Here is a 23,443-nt window from a genome sequence, read left to right as displayed (position 1 = left end):
CAGCCAATTTCCCCTTGCGGGGGAGATGGCCGGCAGGCCAGAGGGGGGTGCTGTCCCGCTAGCCTCTCCATAATACGCGCAGCTTTTGCCCACGCCGTCCGAATCCGCCTATAATCGCCTCATGCCCATCCGCCAGCTTTCCGAAACGATGATCAACCAGATCGCCGCCGGCGAGGTCATCGAGCGTCCGGCGAGCGTGGTGAAGGAGTTGGTCGAGAATGCGCTCGACGCAGGAGCCTCGCGCGTGGAGATCGTCACCGCCGGCGGCGGGCTCAATCTCATCCGCGTCACCGATGACGGCTCGGGCATTCCGGAACAGGAACTGGCGCTGGCGGTCGCGCGGCACTGCACCTCCAAGCTGTCCGACAACATCCACGACATCCGCTCGCTGGGTTTCCGCGGCGAGGCGCTTCCCTCGATCGGTTCCGTCGCGCGGCTGTCGATCCGCTCGCGCACGGCTGGCGGCGACAGCGCGGCCGAGATCGGCATCGACGGCGGGCGCGTCTCGGCGGTGAAGCCGGCGGCGGCAAACCGGGGCACCACGGTCGAGGTGCGCGACCTTTTCTTCGCCACCCCGGCCAGGCTGAAATTCATGAAGGGCGAGCGCGCCGAAAGCTCGGCCACCAGCGACGTGGTAAAGCGCATCGCCATCGCCTTTCCCGCTGTCCGCTTCACGCTGGCCGGCGCCGACCGCTCGACGCTGGAACTGCCCGCAACCAGCGACACGCCGGAGGGCCGGCTTGCCCGCGTCGCGCAGGTAATGGGCAAGGATTTCCCGGACAATGCCATTGCCATCGATGCCGCGCGGGAGGGAGTTCACCTTGCCGGCCACGTCTCGATCCCGTCCTACACGCGTGCCAATGCGCTGCAGCAATATGCCTATGTCAATGGACGGCCGGTTCGCGACAAGCTGATCGCCGGCGCGATCCGCGGCGCCTTCGCCGACGTGCTGCCGCGAGACCGGCATGCGGTGACGGTGCTGTTCCTGTCGCTCGATCCCTCGACGGTAGACGTCAACGTCCATCCCGCCAAGGCCGATGTGCGCTTCCGGGATCCCGGCCTGGTGCGCGGGCTGATCGTCGGCGCCATCCGCGAGGCGCTGGCCGGCGCCGGCATCCGCGCGGCGACAACGGGCGCCGCCGGTATGATGGCGGCATTCCGGCCAGGGGCGGCGCCCTACTCGCATGCCGGCCCGGCCAACGGCCATCGCAGCTACGAGGCCGCTTATCACGCTTCCGCCTCCGGAGGCTTCGACCCGTTGCGCTCGGCGCAGCGGCCGCTCGACATGGGCGAAGCACGGGCGCCACGAAACGGCTTCGCCGAGAACGAGCAGGCGGCGTTCGACGCCGGGCCGCTGGCCAGCGCCGATGTCCGCGCCGGCATGGCCGAGCCGACTGAGGCGCTGCTCGGCATGGTGCTGGGCGCGGCGCGCGCGCAGGTGCATGAGAACTACATCGTCGCCCAAACCAGGGATTCGCTCGTCATCGTCGACCAGCATGCCGCGCATGAGCGGCTGGTCTACGAGGCGCTGAAGAATGCGCTGCATTCTCGCGCCGTGCCGTCGCAGATGCTGCTCCTGCCCGAGATCGTCGACCTGCCGGAAGAGGATGCCGAGCGGCTGGCGATGCATTCCGAGACGCTCGCCAAATTTGGCCTAGGCCTCGAGCGCTTCGGCCCAGGCGCGGTGGCGGTGCGCGAGACGCCGTCGATGCTGGGCGAAACCAATGTGCAGCAGCTGGTGCGCGACCTTGCCGACGAGATCGCCGACAACGACACGGTCGAGACGCTGAAGGAGCGGCTGGACAGAATAGCCGCGACCATGGCCTGCCACGGCTCGGTGCGGTCAGGGCGCCTGCTCAAGGCCGAGGAGATGAACGCGCTGCTGCGCCAGATGGAGGCGACACCCGGCTCCGGCACCTGCAACCATGGCCGCCCGACCTATATCGAGCTCAAGCTCGCCGATATCGAAAGGCTGTTCGGGCGGCGGTGACCGTCCCCTGGCTCGTTGCAACAGCAAGGGTCGGCGCCATACGCTAAATATCATTTCTTGAGGTGGTATTTTCCTGTCTTCGGGTTGAGAACATAGTCGTTCGCGCCTGCGAATTTGCCGCCTCCAAATTCCACCGAAATGATGTCCTTGCCTGCCTCCACCCATTTTTGCACGTTCATATAAATGGGCGTCGTCGACATACCGGCGTTGCAGTCCTCATCGTCGAAGCCGATCTCCTGAACGGCCTTCTTTTTCTTCTTGTTGATCACCAGCATTTTCGTCATGCAGATGCCGGCGTCGGACTTCGTGTAAATCCCCGCAAATCTGTCGCGGGTCGTCTCAGCCCAAAAGGGAATTTCGACGGTCCCGTCGATCTTCAGGTCGCCTGTATTGTCAAGACTCGCGACCTTTCTGAGCGTAACGGGAAATTTGTCCACGCCTTTGCTCCAGCTTCCCGCCGCGCCGCTGTCACTGATCTCGATAGAGAAAGGACATCCGGTGGTGTCGACGGGTGTTTTCGACCCCATGACGAGGACGCGTTGAAATTCCTGGTCGTCCGCGATCTCGCACAGCGTGAGCTTTGAGCCCTCCGCCTTGCCGTAGATCGCGATTGGGCTTTGCTTGGCGTCGTAGAAATAGCTTCCCTTGACACTGATGCCGCTGCCGAAGCTGGCATAGCGCTGCAGGGAGACGTGAACCGGGTTCGGTCCGATGGAGCCTTCGTAGTTTTCCACCTGGTACCAGCCCGCCAAGGCTTTCCCGCTTAGCATCAGCAGGCAGAAAACCGTGGCAATGAAGCCTCTTCCCATCCCGATCCCCTCCATCAAAGGCGGATCAGGATAGCTTGCCTCACGTCCGCATCACAGGGGGCGCCGGTAGCCGCATTCAACTTTTCAGCTCGAGCCCGGAAACGGCCGTAAACTTTTGAACTAACGCTTCAAATTGACCACGATCACGCCACCCAGCGCCAGCGCGCCGCCCAGGATGCCGAGCAGCGACGGCACTTCGCCCAGCCAGAAGAAGCCGATCAGAGCGGAGGTCGGCGAGACGAGATAGAGGAAGTTCGAGGCGCGCGCGGCGGGCAGGCGCGACAGCGCGGTCGCCCATGCGGCATAGGCGATCAACGAGGGCACGATACCGAGATAGATGACGGCGCCAAGACCGGCGGTGTCGGCGACCGCTGCCTGCGAAAAAGCCTCGGGCAGGAAGGGCGACAGGCAGAGCGCGCCGAGCACCATGTTGGAAGCGGATATCGTCAGAGGATGATGACGGGCAAAGAGCGGCTTCTGCACAATGGTATTGACGGCGGAGCAGAGCGCGGAGCCCAGCACCAGCAGCGCGCCGGCGTTGAAATGAAGGCCGTGCCCGTCGGCCACCGCGATGATGCCGATGCCGGCGAAGGAAATGACAGTGCCCAGCCAGGCAAGCCCCGAGAAGCGCTCGCCGAGCAGCGCCATCGCCATGATAGCGGTGAAGATCGGGCTGACATTGATGATGAAGCCAGCCGCACCCGCCGAGACGGTCAGCTCGCCGAAATTGAGCATGGCGGTGTAGAGCGCGACGAAGATGGCGCCGCCGAAGCCGAAGCGCCACAGCTCGTCCACTCGGGGCAGTGCCGGGCGCTTCACCGCGAGGAAGATGGCGGCCGGAACCGCCGCGATGGCAAAGCGCAGCGCGCCGAGCTCCAATGGCTGGAAGGCGGCAAGGCCGGCGCGGATCGCCGGGAAAGCCGAGGCCCAGCCGATGACCGTCAGCGTCACCGCGATTGCGGCCGCGGTGTCCATGCGCCGTGTCTCATTCAACGTGCCAGTGTAAGCGCTCATTGCCGTAGCCTCGTCTTTCTGCGTCATGGATGCATGAGAACGCCATTGCCGGCAATTGACAAACGACCAATTCGAGAGTCAGCTGTGAGCATGGATCACAGCTCTGACCAGATACTGCCGCTGGAAACCCTGCGTGCCTTCGATGCGGCGGCGCGCATGGGGAGTTTTTCCGCGGCGGCTGAAAAGCTCAACCTCACCCATGGCGCGGTGAGCCGCCAGATCGCCAAGCTGGAGGACTGGCTCGGCTTGAAAGTGTTCGAGCGCAACGCGCGTGGCGTGACGCTGACGATCGAGGGCAACCGGCTGCATTTGAGGACCGCCGAGGCCTTCGCGCTGATCTCGTTCAACTCCGACCGCTGGGTCGAGCCGCGCGGCACCGCCGTGGTGCGGCTGGCCTCGATCCCGTCGGTGAGCGGGCTATGGCTGATGCCGCGCATGGCCGCGCTGGAGAACCATCCGACCAAGCTGCGCATCGTGCTCGACGTCGACAACCGCCAGGCCGATCTCGCCGACGAAGGCATCGATCTTTCGGTGCGCTGCGGGCGCGGCCGCATTCCGGGCCGCATCTCGGTGCAGCTGTTCGAGGAGCATATTTTCCCGATCGCCTCGCCGGAGCTGGCGAAGGAGATCGGACGAGGCGACCCTGCCCGGCTGCTGAAATTCCCGCTGATCAACGATTCCGACGCATCCGCCTGGCGCGCCTGGCTCGCGGCGCAGGACATGGACTATCGCCCGCGTCCGCAGGATCGGCGTTTCGAGGACTATAATCTGGTGCTCGATGCGGCCGCGCATGGGTTGGGCATAGCGCTGGCGCGGCCCCCGCTGACGGCAGACCAACTCCAATCCGGCCGCATCGTTGCCGTCGACGAGCGCGTCGCGCTCAATCCGGTGTCTTATTGGATGGACCGCCCCGTCGGCCGGCCGCGCGCGGCAGCGGCGGACCTTGCCAGGCGCATCGCCGAACAGGCAGGGCTTGCTCCGGAAAAGCTCGAGGCTTTCCTTCAGGACGGCGTCTGAGCGGGCTTATCGAAGCAACAGAACCATGATGGTGGCGGTCACGGCCGAGACGACAGCCGTGACGACCGAGATCGTCCAAAGGGATATCGGCGCGGATTCCGATCGCGGCGCGTGACCAGCCGGACGAACCGCGGCGCCGCGAGGCTGCGGTGCATTGGCGTTGGCCGCGACCAGCACCGCGGCGGAAGCGACGGCCGGCGAAAATGTGGACAATGCAGGCGCAACCGGGGCCCTGGGCGCATTGTCGGCGACCGCTGCCTGCGGTGAGGCGAAGCCGCGCGGTGCCCGATCGGTGTCCGCCGCCGCCCTGCCCGTCGAAGGTGTTGACGGCGCGTCATCCAAGGCAGCATCGGGCTCCATGACGGCCCGGTAAGCGTCCTCGGCCTCGGAGGACGACAGGCGTGGCGATGCCTGAGCCGCAGGGCGCGGCTGTGCGCTCTGCAGCGCCTGCGCGGCGAACTGCGCCGCCTGCACCATTGATGGCGCCGGCGGCTGGATCAGCGTCTTGATCAAAGCCGCCGTCGCCGGATCGGCCTTCGGCGAAGGCACCACATGCGGGGTGAGCGCCTCATTGATCAGCGTGTTCAAGCGGGGCGGAGTGATGTCCATGCCGGGGCTCCGGGAACCATTGTCGCTGCAGCCATACCGGATGAGCATTGCGTCAAGCTTGACGTTGCTTGCGATTTATGGCGATTGAAACCCGATGAACTGCAGCGTCCTTTCATGATGAACCGTTTCGAAGGCCCGGGCGGCAGGGAAGCCCGGATCCGTTATCTCGACGGCGACTTCCAAGTCACCAGTCCCGGCTCCTTCGTGCGCTGTGCGGTGACGGGCGAGAACATTCCGCTCGACGAGCTCAAATATTGGAGCGTCGCCCGACAGGAGCCCTATGTGAATGCCGCGGTGTCGCTTGCCCGCGAGATCGAGATGCACCCGGAATTGCGCAAGCGGGGATAGGCTTGCGAGCCCATGGCGCTTGGCAGCCAAGCTCGACCGCTCAGGGTACTACATTGAAAAACTTCAGGAAATCTCTCAAGACACTTCTTCGCATGCCGCTTGTCATGCGCGCGAGATGGCGCGATCGGGCGGTGTCGAGGGCGCCCCGATTCAAGCTGACGGCCTGCGCCATCTTCCGCGAGGAAGCGCCGTTCCTGGCCGAATGGATCAGATTCCATCAGAATGTGGGATTCGAGCATTTCTATCTCTACAACAACTTCTCGACCGACGACTTCAAAGCCGTATTGAATCCGTTCATTCAGGAGGGCCTGGTCACGGTGGTCGACTGGCCGCGGCCGGTGGGGCAGCTGTCGGCTTATAGGGACTGCATCCGCAGGCGCTGGCGCGAAGCGTTGTGGATCGGATTCTTCGACATCGATGAGTTTCTTTTCGCACCTGACGGACGTGACGTACCCTCGGTTATGAGGGACTATCGCGACCTGCCAGGCGTTTGCGTCTGGCAAGCTTTCTATGGCTCCTCCGGCCAAGCGGAGCGACCAGAACGGCCGGTGGTCGAGGCCTATACGATGCGAGCCGGGCCGGACATCACGACGGTCAAGACAATCCTCAACCCGCGCATGGTCTACAGGGTGGGCGTCCATCAGTCGAAATTCCTGTCCGGTGAAGGGATGGACACCCGTCGACGGACCATCGCGCCCGGCATGCCTCCCCAGTTCGACATCCTGAGGATCAATCACTATTGGTCGCGATCACTCGCCGACCTCGACCAGAAAATCCGGCGCGGCGACGCCTCGACTTCCGCGCTGCGCGACAGGGATTGGCATTTCGACTTCGAAAGCAAGCTCAATGTCGAGCGCGACGAGGCGATCCTGCAGGCGATGCGGCGCGCAGGAGCCGTAGCCACTTCTTCCCTTCCCATCGATGGCCCCACTCCGTCGTTTCAGTGCTGACACTTTCGCCTTTATGGGGCTATAGACAGCAAAGGGCTATGGGTACGGGGGTTAATTGTGAAGGTTCTTGTCACGGGTGGGGCCGGCTTTATCGGCTCGCATCTATGCGACCTGCTGCTGGCACAAGACCGGCAGGTACTATGTGCCGACAATTTTTCCACCGGCTCGGAGGAAAATATCGGCCATCTTCTGGGCAATCCACATTTCGAGTTTCTGAGGCACGACGTTACCGTGCCTCTCAAAGTCGAAACGGATGAAATCTTCAACCTCGCCTGCCCGGCCTCGCCTGTTCACTATCAGCGCATTCCGATCGAGACGACCAGGACCTGCGTCTATGGGGCGATCAACATGCTCGATCTTGCACGCGCTTCCGGGGCCAGGATCCTTCAGGCATCGACATCCGAGGTCTATGGCGATCCGCAAGTCCATCCCCAGACCGAAGCCTATTGGGGCCACGTCAATCCGATCGGGCCGCGCAGTTGCTACGACGAAGGCAAGAGATGCGCCGAGGCGCTGTTCTTCGACTACCGGCGTCAGTCGAAATTACCCATCAAGGTGGTGCGCATATTCAATACATACGGGCCTCGCATGCACCCGTCGGACGGACGGGTGGTCAGCAATTTCATCGTCCAGGCCTTGCAGAACGATCCTATAACCATCTACGGCGACGGTAGCCACACCCGCAGCTTCTGCTATGTCAACGATCTCGTCGATGCGATGGTTCGGATGATGGCTACGCCCGACGATTTCGTGGGCCCCCTCAACGTCGGCAACCCGACGGAAGTCACGATCCTGGAACTGGCCGAACTTGTATTGAGCCTTGTCGGCGGCAAGTCCAAAATCGAGTTCAAGGCCCTGCCGCAGGACGATCCCCGCCAGCGCCAACCCGACATAGGTCTGGCGCGGTCGACGCTGGGTTGGTCTCCTCGCGTCGCTCTCGAGGATGGGCTCACCGAAACGGTTCGCTACTTCCGCCGCCTCATCAACGGCAATTGACGGCGGGCGCGCCCCTTTAAGTCTTTGTCTTCATGCATGTCGTTGTCGCAAAACCGCTGCACACTTTTGCGCGACATGCATTAGCCCCGCATCTTGCGCAGGCGCCAGGCGTCGAGCGTCTCGTCGACGATGCGTTCGGGCACATGATCGAGCTCGAACACGGCCTCGATGTCGAGCACGTCCAGCTGGGCGAGGAAACCGGCAGGCGTCTCGCCATGGCGCAGCCGCGCGGCGTCCTTTGCCGTGGTGACGAGGCGCAGCCCCTCATGCCGGGCGAGCGCCAGGAGGTCGGCAAGCTCGTCCTGGGCGTAGAAATGATGATCCGGAAAAGCGCGCGACTGAGCCACTTCGCCGCCCGCGCCGCGCACCGTGTCGAAGAATTTCTCCGGATGGCCGATGCCGGCAAAGGCCAGGAAGCGGCCGCCGGCGAAGCGCGACGGATCGGCCGGCTCGACATGCGCCAGGAAGATCGGCCGGCCGGCGCGCGCCGCCTGGCGCACGACGCCGTCGGCGGCGGTCCCCTCGCCCATCTTCAGCAAGCCGCTGGTGAAGACCAGCTGGTCGACGACCTTGGCGCGGAGCGGCCCGCCCGGGATGACGCGGCCGTTGCCGATGCCGAAGCGGGCGTCGACCACGACCAGCGCATAGTCGATATGGACGCGCGCCGACTGGAACCCGTCATCCATGATCAGGAAATCGCAGCCACGTTCTTCGATGAGCAGCTTCGCACCGGCGGCGCGGTTGGCCGTCACCGCGACGGGCGCATGCTCGGCCAGGAGCAGCGGCTCGTCACCGACATGCTTGGCGGCGTCGTGATGCGCATCGACGACATGAGGCCTGGCGAACGAGCCGCCATGGCCGCGCGACAGGAAGCCTGGCGTGAGCTGCATGCGTCTGGCCTGCTTGGCCAAAGCGATGGCGACCGGTGTCTTGCCGCTGCCGCCGACGGTAAGGTTCCCGACGCACAGGACCGGCGCTGCGACCTTCTCGCGCGGCGCGTGGCGCATGCGGCGGCCGGCGACCAGCCCGTAGATCGCCGATGCGGGCGACAGCGCAAGCACGCGCCAGTCCGGCTTTTCCCACCAGAAGGGTGGCGCTTCGCTGGTCATCGCGCCTGCTCCATGCGTCTCGGTTTCGCGCATGGATTTCTCCAAAAATCGGATCCGATTTCTGGGGTCATGATCTAGCGCCCGTTTGCGCCTTTCAGGCGCGCCTTGACAACCAGAGGCTGGATATAGGGCTCCAGCGATTTCAGCGTGCGGGCAAGCGCGCCGCGCATTTCGTCGACGGTGGCGGCACCCGCCGCCATCATCTCGTGGCGCGCCACTTCGTTGGTCAAAAGGAAATTGACGGCGCCGGCCAGCATGTCACGGTCGCGCACCAGCTTGGCGCCGCCGCTGTCGAGCAGGCGCTGATAGGCCTCGCGGAAATTCTGCACGTTACGCCCGGCCAGCACGGCGGTTTCGAGCATCGCCGGCTCGAGCGGGTTCTGGCCGCCTTGCGAAGTCAGCGAGCGGCCGACGAAAGCGATCTCGGTCAGCCTCAGATAAAGGCCCATCTCGCCGATCGTGTCGCCGAGCAGGATGTCGGTATCGTGGGAGATGCGGTCGCCCTTGCCGCGCCTTGCCACGGACAGGCCCATGCCGGAAATCTGCGCGGCCAGCGCGTCGGCGCGATCGGGGTGACGCGGCACGATGATGGTCAAGAGCCCGTGATGACGCCTGTGCAGGCTGGCATGGACCTCCGCGGCCACGACCTCCTCGCCATCATGGGTCGAGATCGCAGCCCAGGTCGGACGGCCGCCGATCTGGCGCTGCAGGGTGGCTAAGGCCCGCTCGTCGACCGGCGGCGGGTTGGTATCCACCTTGAGGTTGCCGGAAACGGTGACCGGCCGGGCGCCCAGCGCGCGGAACCGCTCGCCGTCGACATCCGACTGGGCGATGACGTGGGCAAGATTCTCGAACAGCGCCTCGGCAACGCCGGCGCGCTTCTTCCAGGACATGAAGGAGCGGTCCGACAGCCGGCCGTTGACCAGAACCTGCGGCACGTTGCGGGCGCCAAGTTCCAGGATGGTCATCGGCCAGATTTCCGATTCGGCGATGATCGCCAGTTCCGGCCGCCAGTGATCAAGAAAACGGCTTACCGCGGGCTTCAGATCGAGCGGCACATATTGGTGGATGATGCGGCTGCCGAGGCGCTCTTCGGCGACCTTGGCCGAGGTCACGGTGCCAGTGGTCAAAACGATGTTGACGCCATAGTCGAGGATGCTCTCGACCAGCGGCACCACCGCGATCGTCTCGCCCACGCTTGCGGCATGGATCCAGATCACCGGTCCTTCCGGACGGGGACGGCCGGCGATGCCATAGCGTTCTCGGCGGCGGACACGATCCTCCTTGCCGCGCGAGGCGCGCCAGGCGACATAGGGGCCAATCAGCGGATAGGCGGCCGCCCCCGCATAGCGATAGGCAGTCAGGGCCGCACGCGCCCAGCGCTCGCTCATTTGCCGCCGTCCACGAGGCGATAAGCCTCAGCCGTCGCGGCGTTGAGGGAGGCCGTGACCTCCTGGCGCTTGCGCTCCATCTCGGCGTCATCGGCATCGGCGGGCACGAAGACAGGCTGGCCCACGATGACCGCGGAGCGGCCGAACGGCAGGTTGATGGTGGTCTTGTCCCAGCTCTTCTCCAGCACCTTGCGGCGGCTGGTGGCGATGGCCGATGGCAGGATCGGCCGGCCGGAAAGCCTTGCCAGGAGAACGATGCCAAGCCCAGCGTCGCGCGGCGTGCCGTTCGGAATGTCGGCGATCATGGCGACGTTCTTGCCGGTGGCAAGCGCCTTCCTCAGCGCGATCAAGGCCTTGGCGCCGCCCTTGTCCAAATGCCTCGAATTGTCGCGGCCGCCGGAGCCGCGCACTGCCTCGATGCCGAATTTCTCGATCATCAGCGCCTGGAGCTCGGCGTCGGCGCTGCGCGAAACCATGGCGACCAGCGGCCGGCCCTCGGGGTAATAGGCAGGGGTCAAAAGGTGCTGGCCGTGCCAGAGCGCGATGATGCCCGGTTCAAGATGCGCATAAGCGCCGCCGGCTACCCGGGTCGAGCCTTCGACGAGCGGGCTGGTGACGCGAATCAACCGCAAGAACCAGGCGAACAGGCTGGCGATGAAGTTCTTGACGAAACTCGACTGCGCCAAAGGCTCGCGGATGCGCCGCCACAGCGTGCGCGTTCCGCCGCGTCTGGCGGCGCGCGGCCGGGTCGCCCCTTTCACCGCTTCATGCTCCATCGACGTCAACCGCCGACCTTCGATTCTGGATCGAGCAAGCGGTGCAGATGAACAACGAAATAGCGCATATGAGCATTGTCGACACTTGCCTGCGCCTTCGCCTTCCAGGCGGCGTGCGCCGATTGATAGTCGGGATAGATGCCGACAATGTCGAGCGCGTCCAGGTCGCGAAACTCGGTTCCACCCAGCTTTTTCAGCTCGCCACCGAACACCAGGTGCAAAAGCTGCTTCTTTCCGTCTTCCACGGCCATGCCGATCCTTCACAGATTCATGAGTTTTGTGAAACGTTTAGCCCAAAGCAGCCGATTTTGGAACTGCGGGCCGACTCACCCTTGGTCAATCCCCGCGATCACCCTGGCGAGCACGCCGAGCAGCTCGCCGCTGCCTGCGGCGAGCGCACCATGGTTGATCACCTCGCCGGCATAGCGCGGCGGCTTGCCGGTGCGGTCGAGCAATGCTCCGCCCGCCTCGGCAAGGATGAGGTCTGCGGCGGCGATGTCCCAGTCATGCGCGCTCGGCTTGACGAAGGTCGCATCGAGCTTTCCGGCGGCGATCATCGCCAGCCGATAGGCAAGCGAAGGGATGTAGGCCGTCCGCCGCAGCCTGTCCTGCCATGCCGGCGGCATCAAGTCGACCAGCGGCTTGGGTCCGCCGATATCGACGCTTTCGCCCAGCGGGCGCACATAGATGCGCTTGTCATTGAGATAGGCGCCCTCGCCCGGCAGCGCCCAATAGGTCTCGCGTTTGGCCGGGCATTCGAGCACGCCGGCGAGCGAGCGCCCGTTCTCGACCACTGCGACGCTGACACACCAGGAATGCAGGCCGTCGAGAAAGCCGCGCGTGCCGTCGATCGGGTCGACCACGAAGGTGCGGCGGGCCGACAGCCTGGCATGGTCATCGGCGGTCTCCTCCGACAGCCAGCCATAATCCGGACGCAGCCGGAGCAAGGTCTCGCGCAGGTAGGTATCGGCGGCGTGATCGGCCTCGCTCACCGGCGAGGTGCCGCCCTTCATCCACACCTGCGGGTTCTTGCCGAAATAGCCCATGGCGATGGCGCCGGCCTCACGGGCGGCGTCGCGCAGCAAAGCGAGGTCGTCGCGGGCCTCGCTCGAGGTCAATTGGTCAAGCGCCGGCAAGGGTCATCCCTTCGATCAGGAGCGTCGGCGCCGCGGTGCCGAAATTGCGGTCGAGATCGTTCGCCGGAACCATGTTGAGGAACATGGCCTTCAGGTTCGAGGCGATCGTCACCTCGGCGACCGGATAGGCCAATGCGCCGTTCTCGATCCAGTAGCCGGAAGCGCCGCGGCTGTATTCGCCGGTCACCATGTCGACGCCCTGGCCGAATACCTCGGTGACATAGAAGCCGCTCTTCAACGACGCGATCAGATCTTCCGGCGAGCGCTCGCCGGGCTCGATGGCAAGGTTGGTCGAGGACGGCGAAACCGACGAGCCGCTGCGCGAGCCGCGCCCGTTGGTGACAAGGCCGAGCTCGCGCGCGGCCGAGGTGGACAGGAACCAGTGATTCAAGATGCCCTTCTCGACCATCAGCAGCTTCTCGCCCTCGATGCCCTCGCCATCGAAGGGGCGCGAGGCCTGGCCGCGCCGCCGCAAAGGCTCGTCGGTGACGGTGATCGCGGCCGACGCCACCTGCTTGCCCATCATGTCGCGCAGGAAGCTGGTCTTGCGGGCGACCGCGGCGCCGTTGATGGCGCCGGCGAGATGGCCGGCAATGCCGCGCGCGACGCGCGGATCGAACACTACGTCGACCGGGCCGGTCTTCGCCTTGCGGGCGCCGAGGCGGCGAACGGTACGTTCGCCCGCCTTGCGGCCGATCTCTTCCGGCGTGTCGAGGTCGGCGAAATGCTGGCGCGACGAGAATTCGTAGTCGCGCTCCATCGCCGTTCCCTCACCCGCAATGACGCTGGTCGAGCGCGAGAAACGCGAGGCGACGTACTGGCCGACAAAGCCATGCGATGTGGCGAGAACCAGGCCGCCCAAGCCGGCGCCGGCGCTGCTGCCCGAGGAATTGGTGACGCCCTTGACGGCCAACGCGGCCGCTTCGGCGGCAAGTGCAGCTTCCTTCAGCTCGTCTGCCGATACCTCTGTCGGGTCAAAGAGGTCGAGATCGCGCAAATTGCGCGCGAGCAGCGCGGGATCGGCGAGGCCCTGGAACGGGTCTTCGGGCGAAACCCTGGCCATCGCCACGGCACGCTCGGCGAGCGCCTTCGGGTCGGATGCGGCGGCGGTGGCCGAGACGCTCGCCACACGCTGGCCGATGAAGACGCGCAGCGACACGTCCTCGCTCTCCGACGATTCGGTGCCTTCGACCTTGCCTAGCCGAACCGACACGCCGGCCGAACGGCCGCGCACCGCCACCGCGTCGGCCGCATCGGCGCCGGCGCGCCTGGCGGCCTCGACGAGCGCCGCGACGCGATCGGTCAATTTCGCTGCGTCGAGCTTATCGGTCATGCGGTTGTTCCTGTCTGTTCACGCAGTCTGTCAGGTCGGGATCACGCCCGCACCCATCCATTGATGCTCACGCACCGTCTGCGGATGCTCACGCACTATCTGCTGGATGCTCATGCACCATCTATTGTTCCATTGCCGCTTGTGCAATGGGCTCAGGACAATCAGGATACCGCGGCCAAATCGTCCAAAGCGACCGGAAGGGGTTCCGATCGCTGGAACAGTGTCTCGTTCTGACGAAATGGGCTTGGCCGCGCGCGCTTCAGCGCCGGGCTAATGGGGGAAGGATGGATTATTTTGTCGACGGAGAGTTTACCCATGACTGGACCTCCCATCACCTGAAGCTTTGGGAGGAGCTTCTCGGCGACAAGGCCGGCACGGCGACGGCTGTGCTCGAAATCGGCTCGTTCGAGGGGCGTTCCGCGCTTTTTTTCCTGCAATTCCTGCCAAAATCCCGCATTACCTGCGTGGATAGCTTCCAGGGCAGCGAAGAGCATCTCGAGCCTGGCTCGAAGCATGAATCTGATATGGCCGAGGTCGAACGACGCTTCGACCGCAACCTCAAGCGCTTCGCCGGCCGGGTCGAGAAACGCAAAGGCCATTCGTTGACGATCCTGCCAGGCCTTGCCGGCGAAGGACGGCTGTATGACGTGGTCTATGTCGATGGCGACCATTCCGCCACCTCCGTTTACAGCGATGCCCGACTGGCCTGGGACGTGCTCGACAATGACGGTGTCATGATCCTGGACGATTACCGGTGGAGGCCGGATCTGCCGATGGCCAGGCGTCCCCAGGCAGGGATAGAAGCTTTCCTGAGCCAGGTCGCCGGGGAATACGAGCTGTTGCACCGGGGCCAGCAGATCGTCATTCGCAAGAGCGAGATCGTCGCGGCCAAGTCATTCACGATCGCCGGCCGGGACATTGACGGGCTCGCCGGCGGCGCGCTGTCGCCGCCGCTGGTCAGCTTCGTCGTCATCAACTGGAATTACGGCAGCTATGTCGGCGCGACGATCGATTCCATACGCAGACAGGACTATCCGCATTTCGAGTGCATCGTCATCAACAACGGCTCGACCGATGACAGCGCGCAGGTGATTGCCCGGCATGTCGAAGGCGATCCACGTTTCCGGGTCGAGACGCTGGCGCAGAACCACGGCCAGCTCGGCGCCGCGCTGTGGGCTCTGGACAAGGTGAACGGCGGATTCGTCACCTTCGTGGACGCGGACGACGTGCTGTTCGACAACTACGCTTCAACGCACATCCAGGTGCATATGGCATTGCAACGAAGCGTCGGCTTCACTTCGGCCAACGTCGCAGAGATGGACTCGACAGGCGCAGCCCTGACGGCCTCGTACCAGCAACTCCGGCTGAACAGACCGGGCGCGCAGCGAGGCCTGCGAGGTGAGCGGACCGTGCTGCGACTGCCGACCGTCTCCCCGTCGCAATACCGGCTTCTCGACGCCAGCACGGCGACCATACCGCGTGCGCACGTCGGCTGGTTCTGGGCGCCGGGCAGCGCCAACATGTTCCGCACCTCGGTCCTGCATCTGCTGCGGTTGGACGATGGCAGCAAACCCTGGATGACGTCGGCCGACGGCTATTTCAATACAATATGCCATGCGGTTGCCGGCAGCGCGTTGATCGACATGCCCTTGTCCGGCTATCGCCTGCATTCAAGCAATTATTTCGCCACCGGCGAAAGCGTGGAGGGCATTCGCACCGGGACCAGGGAATACGCGGCCAAATTGCGGAAATTCACATATGAAAGCGTCAAGTATCTGATCGAAGGAAGCGAAAGGTTCGACTGGCTTTTAGGGGGCGAGTTCTGGCCGGTCGTGGACCGGGTCACACGAGAAAACCCCGACAGGTTGCGCGACTATTTCAGCGACGAGATCGCGGTCGAGATATTCAAGCGCAACGCGCTGCAATTGAGGTCTGTTTTCGGTGCCAGGAGGTTCAGCAGAGAGGTGCTGGCCCGGTTTTCTGGAGCCCAGGCAAGATCCATCCTCAGAGCCGGTTTCGGAGGCCGAATTCCAATGCGCGTCCTCTCGAAGTCGCTGTTCCGCGATGTCCGCATCTTTCTGAGGATCGGACGGAAGCGACAATGACCGCGCCGAAGATCAGCTTCGTCATCATCAACCACAATTACGGCCAGTATGTCGGCCAGGCGATATCGAGCGTTCTGTCGCAGGATTACGCCGAGTTCGAATGCGTTGTCCTCGACAACGCCTCGACCGACGACAGCCGCGATGTCATCGCGCGATTCGAGAATACCGACCCCAGGCTGGCGTTTGAATGTCTGGATGACAACCTGCACCAGATGGGCGCGTTCCTTCACGTTCTGGATCGCCTGGCGGGCGAATTGGTCTGTATCGTTGACGCCGACGATTTCCTGTTCGCGAACTTCGCGGCCTTTCACGCTCAGCTTCATTGCGATTGCCCGACGATCGGCGCCACGTCGGGCGGCGTTCTTGAAACCGATCATGCCGGGCGGCCGCTGTCTTCTGGTTTCGCATGGTTGCTGCACCGCAGAGTGGGCAGCCCCCTTGATCCCGACCGTTCACACTCAGATCACATGATTCTGGAACGACGGGAGCGCGAGCTGCTCTGGCAACAGTCCACGGTGATAGAGCCTCACGAACCCGGCTGGCACTGGTCGCCTGGTACGGCGAACATGTACAAGCGGCATTATCTCGTCCGATGCAAGCCATCCCTGGCTGTGGTCGGCAATGCCGCGACCGACAATTATTTCATGCCGTTCGTGCATGCCTTGGCTGGTTCGGCCTGCATAGACCTTCCGCTTTCGGCCTACCGAATTCACGGAGGCAACGTGCATGGCGCGCAGCCCTCCTTGCCGAACTTGAGGACATTCAGCAAAGCCGCCCATCAGCGTTCGCGCGTGCGGCGAAGTGCTATGGTGCGCGAACTGGCCTCACGTGCCCGGGATTTTGTGTCGACACACGGACATGCTTTCTGGACCCTGATGGATGCTCCCAGCGTGCCGGACGGGATTTCGTTGAAGGCATATTTCAACGACCCTGCAATTCAGGATATTTTGGCTGATCACTTCGACGAGATCCTGGCAGCATGCGGAGAGGCCGAGACGCGCGAGGCGTTACGCGCTCGCATGGGGCGCAAAGGCTATAAGCAATTCCTGGCCTTGCAGGGTCAGAGAAAATCCCGACCTGACTCGAGGGCCGACGGCGGCTAAAATCACGCCACCGGCGCCCAGATCACGTCGTCGACCCTTGCGGCCCCTGTTGCCAGCATCACCAGCCGGTCGAAGCCGAGGGCCGAGCCGCTGGCTTGCGGCATGATGGCCAAAGCGGCAAGAAAATCCTCGTCCAGCGGATAGCGCTCGCCATAGACGCGCTCTTTCTCATCCATCTCGGCGGCGAAGCGGCGGCGCTGTTCGGCCGCATCGGTCAGCTCGCCGAAGGCGTTGGCAAGCTCGACGCCGCAGCAATAGAGCTCGAAGCGCTCGGCGACGCGCGGATCTTCAGCGCTCGGCCGGGCGAGCGCCGCTTCCGAAATCGGATAGCCGTATAAGATGGTGGCCCGCCCCTGCCCAAGCACCGGCTCGACTTTTTCGACCATCACCCGGCTGAACAGGTCGGCCCAGTTGTCGTCGGGCGCAGTGCGCAGGCCGGCGCGGACCAGTGCCTCGTGAAGGGCGTCGCGGTCGGTGCTGCCGTCGGCCGATACGGTCGCGAGCAGGTCGATGCCGGCGTGGCGCAGGAAAGCCTCCGCCACGCTCAGCCGCTCCGGCTCGGCGAACGGATCGGCCTCGCGGCCGCGAAAACGGAAACTCTTAGCGCCGGCTTTTTCCGCGGCGAGCGCCAGGAATTCGGCGCAGTCGGCCATCAGACGCTCAACTGTATCGCCGACGCGGTACCATTCGAGCATGGTGAACTCGGGGTGGTGCAGCGGCCCGCGCTCGCGGTTGCGCCAGACCGGGCCGAGGCTGAAGATGCGTTCCTCGCCAGCGGCGAGCAGCTTCTTGCAGGCGAATTCGGGCGAGGTATGCAGATAGAGCTGCCGGCGCAATGCGTCGGGCCCGATCGCCTCGGTGGCGAAGGCGGCGAGATGCGCCTCGTTGCCCGGCGAAACTTGCAGGGCCGAGGTCGTCACCTCGACGAAATCGCGCTGCGCGAACCAGCCGCGCAGGGCGGCGGCGATGGCATTGCGCGCCATCAGCCGGGGCCGGCGGTCGGCGTGGATATGCGGCGTCCACCAGGGCGAAGCGGCGGTCATGGGCAGGAAAATCGCCCGACAGGCTGGCGGTTCGGCGCAAGATGCGCTAGGGCGCACGCGATGGCCGCCGTCGCCGCTTCGCGGAAATCGACGCTTGCAGGCCGAAAAACTCGAACGGGATCGAATATCGTGGTCAAGGTCATCGCCAGTTCCTTACGCAAAGGCAACGTCGTCGATAAGGACGGCAAGCTGTATGTCATCCTCTTTGCCGAAAACATCCACCCTGGCAAGGGCACGCCGGTGACCCAGCTCGACATGCGCCGCATCGGCGACGGCGTGAAGATCTCGGAGCGCTACCGTACGACCGAAATGGTCGAGCGCGCCTATGTCGAGGAGCGCGAGCACACCTTCCTCTATTCCGACGGCGAAGGTTTTCACTTCATGAACCCGGAAAGCTACGATCAGGTCGTGGCCTCGGAAGCCGTGGTCGGCGACATGGCGCCCTATCTGCAGGAAGGCATGGCCGTGCAGCTCGCGCAGTTCAACGGCGTGCCGATCTCGCTGGTGCTGCCGCAGCGCGCCACCTTCGAGGTGGTCGACACCGAGCCGGTGACCAAGGGCCAGACGGCGTCTTCGTCCTATAAGCCGGCGATACTCTCCAACGGCGTGCGCACAGCCGTGCCGCCACATATCTCGGCCGGCACGCGCGTGGTGGTGATGACCGCCGACGGTTCTTACGTCGAGCGCGCCAAGGACTGAGATTTTAGGGCGATTGAAGTGGCTCGCCTGAGCACAGGCGGGCCTGCAATTACACATAGTTGGCTTTTTTGACCCGTATCCGCCAGTTTCGCCTGCGGACGATCGCTTACGCCTCACTTCAGCCGCGCGAACCACGAATGCCGACACCCGAAAGCTGAAATAGTGTTGGCACCAAAGGCCCGCGCCGCCTCATGGGCATCTGCTGATTGCCCAAATACCCAGCGCACGCTGCGGTTTTATCAAAGGCAGTTACCCCCGAACGTTTAGCGAAAGGCGAGGCACGCTTGTATCGCCGCATCATTCCTTTGATGGATTTCAGAGGCCAAAAAGCAAGATAGCGTGCGGCGCGCGGAACGGGCGCGGTCGCCGTCATGCAAATAAGCAACAAACAGGCTCCTGCTTTGCAGGCAGTGATGAAAGAGGCCAAACGCGCCATAACGCCGCTTATCTGGTTCAGCGGCGGCATCAATATACTGATGCTCACCAGCTCGTTCTACATGCTTCAAGTCTACCACCGGGTGCTGTCCAGCCACAGCGTGGAAACTTTAGCAGCGTTGTCGTTGATCGGCTGCGCGGCGATCCTGACAATGGCAGGGCTCGAAATGGTACGCGCCCGCCTGCTGTCAACAGTAGGCGCCTGGATGAACTCGAGGCTGGCCCCAGTCCTGTTGACCGCGTCAGTAGAGCAGTCGGCCGCCGCGCCGGGTCAAGGCAGCACGCGGTCTCTACGCGATCTCGACCAAGTGCGGAATTTCTTCACCAGCCCGAGCATCTACCCAATTCTCGACGCACCGTGGGCGCCAATCTTCTTCATCGCCATCTTCTTCATGCATCCGTGGCTCGGCTGGTTGGCGCTGGCCGGCGGGTGCGTGTTGTTTGCGCTGGCATTGCTCAACGAACTCGCCACCCGCAAACCGCTGACAGAGGCCGGCAACGCGCAGGCACGGGCTTTCACCCAAGCCGAGTCGGCAGTCCGCAACGCCGAGGTCGTCCAGGCCATGGGCATGCTGCGGCCGTTGCTCGACAGTTGGCAAGAGCAGCAGGATGAAGCGAGCGCCGGACAAGTCGCCGCCGGCAACCGCGCCAGCGCCATCGCGTCTATCGCACGTTTCTGGCGGATGGCCTTGCAAATGGCGGTGCTCGGCCTCGGCTCTTACCTGGTGCTGCAAAACGAGGCCTCTCCCGGCATCATGATCTCATCCTCAATCTTGATGGGTCGCGCGCTGGCCCCCGTGGAGCAAGCGATCAGCACCTGGAAGGCGACGCTCGGGGCACGCGCCGCTTACAAGCGTCTTACCGCGTTTGTCGGCCAACGCCCTGAGGCCAAAGCAGTGTGGTCTTTGCCACGCCCACAAGGAAAGGTCGAGGCAGAGACTATTGTCCTCGCCCGGCAGGGTGGCGGCGAGCCTGTCTTGAAAGGCGTGAGTTTCCAACTCAAGCCCGGTGAAGTGATGGCGCTCATCGGCCCGAGCGCATCCGGCAAGACAAGCCTGGCCCGCGTTCTCGCCGGCGCTTGGCGCCCATCGGCCGGTCGCGCTTTGCTCGACGGCATGGACGTCGCCGAGTGGCCCGCCGAGGACCGTGGTCGGCACGTCGGGTATTTGCCGCAGGACATCGAGTTGTTCGCCGGCACGATCACCGAGAACATCGCCCGCTTCGCGAAGCTCAGTCCCGCGGTCTTCAACAGCGTGATCAAGGCCGCGCAACTGGCGGGCGTTCACGAATTGATCAAGGGCTTGCCGAAAGGCTACGAAACTCAAGTAGGGGATTCAGGCGCATCGCTGTCAGGCGGACAGCGCCAACGAATCGGGCTGGCGCGGGCACTCTACGGCGATCCGACACTCATCATCCTGGACGAGCCGAATTCCAACCTCGATCGCGAGGGCGAAGACGCCCTGATGGCCGTGATCGGCGCGGTCAAGGCGACGGGCACCACGATGATCCTAATCGCGCACCGCCCAGGCATCATGGAGAAAGTCGACAAGGTGCTGGTGCTCAATCAGGGCAGACAAGAATTATTCGGGGCGCGTGACACGGTCTTCAACGAACTCGCCGCCCGCGCCAGGAGAGTGGCCCAGCTGCCCAACACCAATCACGTCACGGCGGTCACGTCATGACCCGCGCAAACCCAGCAGACGACGATATGAACATAGTCGCTCTCCCCCAGCCACTGCCACCCCCGCCGACGTTGCAACCGCTCCGTCTCAGAGCCGTCACGAACGCCGGTTTCTCAATCATGTTCCTGTTCTTCGGCGTGGCCGGCGGCTGGGCGGCCCTGGCACCGCTCGACAGCGCGGCGGTGACGACCGGAGTGGTCAAGGTCGACGGCGACCGCAAACTCATCCAGCACCTCGAGGGCGGCATTATCGCCGAACTGGACGCCGTCAACGGCGATGTCGTCAAGAAAGGCAAAGTCCTCGTCCGCCTCGACCACACGCAAGCCAAGGCTCAACTGGACTCGATCCAAAACAAGATCGCCACACGAGAGGCGCTCGTCGCCCGTCTCCGGGCCGAACGCGACGGCAAGGACACGATCGAGTTCGACCAGGCATTGCTCGACAACCCGGACCCTGCCGTCAAGGACGCGGTGGCCACCCAACGTGACGTCTTCAACGCGAAGCACCGCAACCTAAAGGACGAGAAGGCAATCCTCGACGAACGCCGCCAGCAGACCGCCGAGCAAATTACCGGACTGCAACAGCTTATCGCGACCGAGGACAAGCGGATCGCGGCATTCGCGAATGAGAACAAAGACCTCGAGACTTTGCTCAGTAAGGGGCTCACCACCCGCGAACGCAACCTGACACTCACCCAGCAACAACGCCAGACCGAGGGAGAACGCGCCACGAATGTCGCATCGATCGCCCGCGCCCGCAGCTCTATCGCCGAGATCGACATGCAAATCCTCAACCTTACAACTCAACAGTTGAACGAGTCAGTTGACGAATTGAGCAAGGTCGAAGCGGAGCTGTTCGACTTCCGGCAGCAAGCGCGCGCGGCCGAGGATGTCCTCAAGCGCACCGACATCACCGCCCCCGTCGACGGAATCGTGATGGACGTGAAAGTTCACACGGCGGGCGGAGTGGTGAAACCCGGCGACACGCTGATGACGGTCGTCCCGCTCGGCGAGAAGCTGGTTGTCGAGACAATGGTCAAGCCCGAGGACGTCGAGACGATCGCCCCTGGCCAGACAGCCTATGTCAGCTTCCCGGCCTTCGCCAAATACAACCTGCCGCAGCTCAGCGGAGTTGTGGAAACGGTGTCGGCCGATCGATTGGTGGATGAGCGCACGAACGCTCCTTACTTCGCCGCAACGGTGGTGATCGACAAGAGCGAATTGGCCAAGCTTGACGGTCCCAGGCTGCTGCCGGGCATGTCGAGCGAGGCCATGATCAAGACCGGCACCCGCACCGCGCTGGCTTATCTCGCCGAACCGCTCACGCAAAACATCCGTCGCTCATTGCGTGAGAAATAATGCAAACATCAGTGGCTCACGTGCGTATCCATGTCACAACAAGGGAGGATCCAGATTAAAGACACAAGTCTCCACCTCGCTCATTTATGTCCATACCCACGCTATAGAGTTATAAATGGCACAATTGTGTGTGCAGTAGGGAGGAAATACCGTGGCGAAAAATCCAGTAATTATAACAATCGGCCCCGATTTCTCACTGTCAGCGGCCAGCGTCGACCTGAACTTGCATAACCACACAGTGCAGCTCGAAGAGAATCCCCCGAGCGCGACAGTCGTCGACGAGTCCGCTTACTTCGCCGGCAGTAACGGCATCGCCTACACCACCGACTTCACCAACCCCACCGGGGATTATCTCCGTGTTTACACCGGCTCGGAATTCTCAGACCGAATGATCGGCGACGATCTCCTCAACCATCTTCTCGGCGGCGGCGGCAACGATTTCATGTACGGCGGCGGCGGTGACGATTGGATTGAAGGCGGTGACGGTAGCGATTCTATTGCCGGTGACGCCGGCGACGATTCCCTCTACGGCAACGCCGGCGACGACACCATCAAAGGTGGTGACGGTAACGACTTTATCAGAGCCGGTGACGGTAACGATATCATCAACGGCGGGGCCGGTGATGACGCCATCTATACCAGTGACGACAGCCAAGCCCACTACTCCCCCGGAGTCGACATAGTCAATGGCGGTGGCGGCAACGATTTTATCAGGGCCGGCCGTGACGGCGGCATTTTCAATGGCGACGCTGGCAACGACACCATCACCGGCAGCGAGGGCCAGGACATTATCAACGGCGGGGCCGGCAACGACACCCTCTACGGCGACAACGGCGCTATGAATCACAACAGCACCGACACCATCCACGGCGGTGCCGGTGATGATTATATCGAAGGTGACGTCATGTTTCTCCCGTCCGGCAGAGCTAACTTCCTGTACGGTGACGGGGGCAACGACACCATCGTCGGGTTTATCGGTGACGACACTATCAACGGTGGGGCCGGCAACGACACCATCGAAGGGGGTAGGGCAAATTTCTCGATCAATTCCGGCAGCGACACCCTGACGGGCGGCGCGGGTAACGACACCTTCGTCTTCCACAGCCACACCTTCGTCGCCGGCCAACATGACGTCATCACCGACTTCAAACACGGTGACGATAAGTTCGACCTGAGGGACACTCACGACACCGCGTTCCTGCAAGGCCCCACCTTTAACTCGGCACAGTCGGCTATCGATTACCTCCACGCGCACAATCTCTCTGTCGAGAGTACAGTAGTAAAGGTCATCGACGGTTCTGCCGTCGACCTCGTCAGTTTTAGCGACGACGCCGGCACTCTCGACCTCAACGTGTCGGTAAGCGCGTCGGCGGCGGCGCATATCACACAGGCGGACTTCCTCTTCGGCGCTCTGGTGTAACCTACAGTGAGGGGCGGCGCACAAGTCGCCCCCCAACACCTCTAGTGGGATACACGTATGCGGACAGAGGTAGGGAGTGCGCGGTTTAGGGGGCCCGAAGCGGTATCAGAGCCGACCTAG

Annotated in this window: 21 protein-coding genes; 11 read left to right on the top strand and 10 right to left on the bottom strand. The window is 63.5% G+C overall.

Annotated elements, in window-relative coordinates; all coding sequences use genetic code 11:
• Positions 1 to 121 precede the first annotated feature (121 nt).
• Positions 122 to 1,990: a DNA mismatch repair endonuclease MutL gene (mutL, locus tag FJ423_RS09095; RefSeq protein ID WP_140840953.1), complete on the top strand. Its 1,869-nt coding sequence runs from the start codon at positions 122 to 124 to the stop codon at positions 1,988 to 1,990.
• A gap of 50 nt (positions 1,991 to 2,040) precedes the next feature.
• Here the strand turns inward: mutL and FJ423_RS09090 are convergent, their stop codons facing one another.
• Positions 2,041 to 2,799 carry a hypothetical protein gene (locus tag FJ423_RS09090; RefSeq protein ID WP_140840951.1) on the bottom strand — a complete coding sequence of 253 codons (759 nt, stop codon included), beginning with the start codon at positions 2,797 to 2,799 and terminating at the stop codon, positions 2,041 to 2,043.
• A 120-nt stretch (positions 2,800 to 2,919) separates the two neighbouring features.
• A complete protein-coding gene (locus tag FJ423_RS09085) occupies positions 2,920 to 3,813 on the bottom strand; it encodes an EamA family transporter (protein WP_140840949.1) in 894 nt (297 codons plus the stop codon).
• A gap of 90 nt (positions 3,814 to 3,903) precedes the next feature.
• Here FJ423_RS09085 and FJ423_RS09080 point away from each other — a divergent pair, with 90 nt between their 5' ends.
• A complete protein-coding gene (locus FJ423_RS09080; RefSeq protein ID WP_095767816.1) occupies positions 3,904 to 4,830 on the top strand; it encodes a LysR substrate-binding domain-containing protein in 927 nt (308 codons plus the stop codon).
• 6 nt (positions 4,831 to 4,836) lie between these two features.
• Here the strand turns inward: FJ423_RS09080 and FJ423_RS09075 are convergent, their stop codons facing one another.
• Positions 4,837 to 5,439, bottom strand: coding sequence for a hypothetical protein (locus FJ423_RS09075; protein ID WP_140840947.1), 603 nt, complete (start codon positions 5,437 to 5,439; stop codon positions 4,837 to 4,839).
• Positions 5,440 to 5,553: 114 nt separating this feature from the next.
• On the opposite strand from FJ423_RS09075, the gene FJ423_RS09070 reads away from it, so the two are divergent.
• The 3 genes from FJ423_RS09070 to FJ423_RS09060 all read left to right on the top strand — a co-directional run bounded on the left by FJ423_RS09070 (position 5,554) and on the right by FJ423_RS09060 (position 7,733).
• Entirely contained in the window at positions 5,554 to 5,787 is a 234-nt protein-coding gene (locus FJ423_RS09070) for a DUF2093 domain-containing protein (RefSeq protein WP_040986608.1), read from the top strand.
• A gap of 92 nt (positions 5,788 to 5,879) precedes the next feature.
• On the top strand, positions 5,880 to 6,737 hold the full coding sequence (locus tag FJ423_RS09065) for a glycosyltransferase family 92 protein (RefSeq protein WP_140840945.1): 858 nt from the start codon (positions 5,880 to 5,882) through the stop codon (positions 6,735 to 6,737).
• Between the two features lie 57 nt (positions 6,738 to 6,794).
• The gene (locus FJ423_RS09060; RefSeq protein ID WP_246680114.1) at positions 6,795 to 7,733 is read left to right on the top strand and encodes a UDP-glucuronic acid decarboxylase family protein; all 939 of its coding nucleotides are present in this window, start codon (positions 6,795 to 6,797) and stop codon (positions 7,731 to 7,733) included.
• 80 nt (positions 7,734 to 7,813) lie between these two features.
• Here FJ423_RS09060 and lpxK read toward each other — a convergent pair whose 3' ends face one another.
• The 6 genes from lpxK to FJ423_RS09030 form a co-directional block, all read right to left on the bottom strand.
• On the bottom strand, positions 7,814 to 8,842 hold the full coding sequence (lpxK, locus tag FJ423_RS09055) for a tetraacyldisaccharide 4'-kinase (RefSeq protein ID WP_140841084.1): 1,029 nt from the start codon (positions 8,840 to 8,842) through the stop codon (positions 7,814 to 7,816).
• Between the two features lie 74 nt (positions 8,843 to 8,916).
• Positions 8,917 to 10,233: a lipid IV(A) 3-deoxy-D-manno-octulosonic acid transferase gene (waaA, locus tag FJ423_RS09050; RefSeq protein ID WP_140840941.1), complete on the bottom strand. Its 1,317-nt coding sequence runs from the start codon at positions 10,231 to 10,233 to the stop codon at positions 8,917 to 8,919.
• Positions 10,230 to 11,009 (bottom strand): lysophospholipid acyltransferase family protein, encoded by a 780-nt coding sequence (locus tag FJ423_RS09045; RefSeq protein WP_095767821.1) that lies wholly within the window; start codon positions 11,007 to 11,009, stop codon positions 10,230 to 10,232. Before FJ423_RS09045 ends, waaA begins: the two co-directional genes overlap by 4 nt.
• Before the next feature lie 5 nt (positions 11,010 to 11,014).
• Positions 11,015 to 11,260: a DUF4170 domain-containing protein gene (locus tag FJ423_RS09040; protein WP_041002569.1), complete on the bottom strand. Its 246-nt coding sequence runs from the start codon at positions 11,258 to 11,260 to the stop codon at positions 11,015 to 11,017.
• Between the two features lie 75 nt (positions 11,261 to 11,335).
• Positions 11,336 to 12,145: a 3'(2'),5'-bisphosphate nucleotidase CysQ gene (locus FJ423_RS09035; protein ID WP_140840939.1), complete on the bottom strand. Its 810-nt coding sequence runs from the start codon at positions 12,143 to 12,145 to the stop codon at positions 11,336 to 11,338.
• Positions 12,132 to 13,478 (bottom strand): TldD/PmbA family protein, encoded by a 1,347-nt coding sequence (locus tag FJ423_RS09030; RefSeq protein WP_140840937.1) that lies wholly within the window; start codon positions 13,476 to 13,478, stop codon positions 12,132 to 12,134. The genes FJ423_RS09035 and FJ423_RS09030 overlap by 14 nt, the downstream gene beginning before the upstream one ends.
• A gap of 386 nt (positions 13,479 to 13,864) precedes the next feature.
• Here FJ423_RS09030 and FJ423_RS09025 point away from each other — a divergent pair, with 386 nt between their 5' ends.
• Entirely contained in the window at positions 13,865 to 15,583 is a 1,719-nt protein-coding gene (locus FJ423_RS09025; RefSeq protein WP_181174756.1) for a glycosyltransferase, read from the top strand.
• Positions 15,580 to 16,686, top strand: a complete 1,107-nt coding sequence (locus tag FJ423_RS09020; RefSeq protein ID WP_140840933.1) for a glycosyltransferase family A protein — start codon at positions 15,580 to 15,582, stop codon at positions 16,684 to 16,686. The genes FJ423_RS09025 and FJ423_RS09020 overlap by 4 nt, the downstream gene beginning before the upstream one ends.
• 2 nt (positions 16,687 to 16,688) lie before the next feature.
• On the opposite strand, the gene epmA is transcribed toward FJ423_RS09020, so the two are convergent.
• Positions 16,689 to 17,729, bottom strand: a complete 1,041-nt coding sequence (epmA, locus tag FJ423_RS09015) for an EF-P lysine aminoacylase EpmA (protein ID WP_140840931.1) — start codon at positions 17,727 to 17,729, stop codon at positions 16,689 to 16,691.
• A 129-nt stretch (positions 17,730 to 17,858) separates the two neighbouring features.
• Here epmA and efp point away from each other — a divergent pair, with 129 nt between their 5' ends.
• From efp to FJ423_RS08995, 4 genes are all read left to right on the top strand, one after another.
• Positions 17,859 to 18,428, top strand: a complete 570-nt coding sequence (efp, locus tag FJ423_RS09010; RefSeq protein WP_140840929.1) for an elongation factor P — start codon at positions 17,859 to 17,861, stop codon at positions 18,426 to 18,428.
• A gap of 413 nt (positions 18,429 to 18,841) precedes the next feature.
• Positions 18,842 to 20,545, top strand: coding sequence for a type I secretion system permease/ATPase (locus tag FJ423_RS09005; RefSeq protein WP_246680113.1), 1,704 nt, complete (start codon positions 18,842 to 18,844; stop codon positions 20,543 to 20,545).
• Between the two features lie 26 nt (positions 20,546 to 20,571).
• On the top strand, positions 20,572 to 21,903 hold the full coding sequence (locus tag FJ423_RS09000; RefSeq protein ID WP_181174766.1) for an HlyD family type I secretion periplasmic adaptor subunit: 1,332 nt from the start codon (positions 20,572 to 20,574) through the stop codon (positions 21,901 to 21,903).
• A 151-nt stretch (positions 21,904 to 22,054) separates the two neighbouring features.
• Positions 22,055 to 23,323 carry a calcium-binding protein gene (locus tag FJ423_RS08995; protein ID WP_140840923.1) on the top strand — a complete coding sequence of 423 codons (1,269 nt, stop codon included), beginning with the start codon at positions 22,055 to 22,057 and terminating at the stop codon, positions 23,321 to 23,323.
• Positions 23,324 to 23,443 lie beyond the last annotated feature (120 nt).

Source organism: Mesorhizobium sp. B2-8-9 (assembly GCF_006439475.1).
In the GTDB taxonomy this organism is placed as follows: domain Bacteria; phylum Pseudomonadota; class Alphaproteobacteria; order Rhizobiales; family Rhizobiaceae; genus Mesorhizobium.
This window is presented reverse-complemented; position numbering and strand designations above follow the sequence as displayed.

Excerpts from the sequence above, each read along its gene's own strand:
- epmA (WP_140840931.1), bottom strand. The coding sequence starts at position 17,729 with ATGACCGCCGCTTCGCCCTGGTGGACGCCGCATATCCACGCCGACCGC.
- waaA (WP_140840941.1), bottom strand. The coding sequence starts at position 10,233 with ATGAGCGAGCGCTGGGCGCGTGCGGCCCTGACTGCCTATCGCTATGCG.
- FJ423_RS09000 (WP_181174766.1), top strand. The coding sequence starts at position 20,572 with ATGAACATAGTCGCTCTCCCCCAGCCACTGCCACCCCCGCCGACGTTG.
- FJ423_RS09090 (WP_140840951.1), bottom strand. The coding sequence starts at position 2,799 with ATGGGAAGAGGCTTCATTGCCACGGTTTTCTGCCTGCTGATGCTAAGC.
- FJ423_RS09065 (WP_140840945.1), top strand. The coding sequence starts at position 5,880 with ATGCCGCTTGTCATGCGCGCGAGATGGCGCGATCGGGCGGTGTCGAGG.
- mutL (WP_140840953.1), top strand. The coding sequence starts at position 122 with ATGCCCATCCGCCAGCTTTCCGAAACGATGATCAACCAGATCGCCGCC.
- FJ423_RS09045 (WP_095767821.1), bottom strand. The coding sequence starts at position 11,009 with ATGGAGCATGAAGCGGTGAAAGGGGCGACCCGGCCGCGCGCCGCCAGA.
- FJ423_RS09040 (WP_041002569.1), bottom strand. The coding sequence starts at position 11,260 with ATGGCCGTGGAAGACGGAAAGAAGCAGCTTTTGCACCTGGTGTTCGGT.
- FJ423_RS09005 (WP_246680113.1), top strand. The coding sequence starts at position 18,842 with ATGAAAGAGGCCAAACGCGCCATAACGCCGCTTATCTGGTTCAGCGGC.
- FJ423_RS09075 (WP_140840947.1), bottom strand. The coding sequence starts at position 5,439 with ATGGACATCACTCCGCCCCGCTTGAACACGCTGATCAATGAGGCGCTC.
- FJ423_RS09020 (WP_140840933.1), top strand. The coding sequence starts at position 15,580 with ATGACCGCGCCGAAGATCAGCTTCGTCATCATCAACCACAATTACGGC.
- FJ423_RS09080 (WP_095767816.1), top strand. The coding sequence starts at position 3,904 with ATGGATCACAGCTCTGACCAGATACTGCCGCTGGAAACCCTGCGTGCC.
- FJ423_RS09070 (WP_040986608.1), top strand. The coding sequence starts at position 5,554 with ATGATGAACCGTTTCGAAGGCCCGGGCGGCAGGGAAGCCCGGATCCGT.
- FJ423_RS09030 (WP_140840937.1), bottom strand. The coding sequence starts at position 13,478 with ATGACCGATAAGCTCGACGCAGCGAAATTGACCGATCGCGTCGCGGCG.
- lpxK (WP_140841084.1), bottom strand. The coding sequence starts at position 8,842 with ATGACCAGCGAAGCGCCACCCTTCTGGTGGGAAAAGCCGGACTGGCGC.
- FJ423_RS09085 (WP_140840949.1), bottom strand. The coding sequence starts at position 3,813 with ATGAGCGCTTACACTGGCACGTTGAATGAGACACGGCGCATGGACACC.